This window comes from Blautia sp. MSK18_10, assembly GCF_020553185.1.
Classification (GTDB): Bacteria; Bacillota; Clostridia; order Lachnospirales; family Lachnospiraceae; genus Blautia_A; species Blautia_A wexlerae.
In genome coordinates, this window is record NZ_JAJCGT010000106.1 from 1 (window position 1) to 1,369 (window position 1,369).

Below are 1,369 nucleotides of genomic sequence, written 5' to 3' on the forward strand. Positions count from 1 at the left end.
ATCCTGCAGAATTACAGGGATAATCCACAGCTGGAAATTAGTTTTTCATTTAAGTAATATAGTTAGAGATATAGTTAGAGATGAAACAGTATAAGATAAATTGGAGCAAGGCAGATAATTGTCTGACGGGGAGGAAAAGGGATGCAGGTTTTATCCAGCTATGGCGTAGAATTACGAAAACAGAATATTCCAATCCATCAGACCCTGGAAATCTACCGGTCTGCGGTCAGTTATCTGACAGAAATATATGGGCAGGTGTGGGAAGAACTGGAACAGATTTCCGATAGCAAGAGACGCTTCAATGCCGCGGAGCATCTGGTACATACCACGAAAAAGAATTCTGCACGCTTTGATTTTGATCTTCGCTTCCCGAAGATGCCGTCCTACCTGAGACGAGCCGCAATCCAGCATGCATTGGGAAGTGTATCTTCTTACGAAACACGGATGGATCTGTGGAAAAAGTCAGGAGAAAAAGCAGGGAAACCCAGACTGGCGTATGAGAATTATGCCATGCCTGTTTTTTATCGTGATGTAATGTACAGGGAAGGAGAAGAAGGAAAAGACGAAGCATACCTGAAACTGTATGATGGCCATGACTGGAAATGGTTTTGTGTGCGTTTAAATCATACGGATATGGAATATCTGCGCAAGAACTGGTCGGGGAAAAAGGCATCAGCCCCGACACTGGAGAAAAGATACCATAAATATTTCCTGCGTTTTTCTTATACGGAAGAAGTAACACTTACAAAAACGCCGGTAAAAGAACAGATCATCTGTAGTGTGGACTTGGGAATCAATACCGATGCGGTCTGTACCATTATGCGGGCAGACGGAACTGTCCTGGGAAGAAAATTTATCGATCATCCCAGTGAAAAAGACCGGATGTACCGCACACTGGGACGGATCCGGAGATTCCAGAGAGAGCACGGCTCTGCGCAGTCACGGGGAAGATGGGCATATACGAAACGTCTGAATACAGAGATGGGAAGAAAAATTGCAGGTGCGATCGTAAAATATGCCGAAGAAAACCATGCGGATGTGATCGTATTCGAATATCTGGAAATGCAGGGGAAGATATCCGGAAAGAAAAAGCAGAAACTGCATCTGTGGAGAAAACGGGATATCCAGAAGCGTTGTGAACATCAGGCACACAGAAAAGGAATGCGCATATCCAGAGTCTGTGCATGGAATACAAGCAGGCTTGCGTATGATGGTTCTGGAAATGTATCCCGTAACCCGAAGAATCACAGTATTTGTGTATTCCAGACAGGAAAACAATATAACTGTGACCTGTCGGCATCGTATAATATCGGGGCAAGATATTTTATCAGAGAACTTTTAAAACCCCTTCCGGTAACGGAAAGGTCTT

At 44.0% G+C, this 1,369-nt stretch carries 1 protein-coding gene; it reads left to right on the forward strand.

The window, feature by feature from the left end:
* Positions 1–141 precede the first annotated feature (141 nt).
* The coding region (locus LI074_RS17000) for an IS200/IS605 family accessory protein TnpB-related protein (RefSeq protein WP_173681222.1) at positions 142–1,369 on the forward strand (1,228 nt) is incomplete at its 3' end.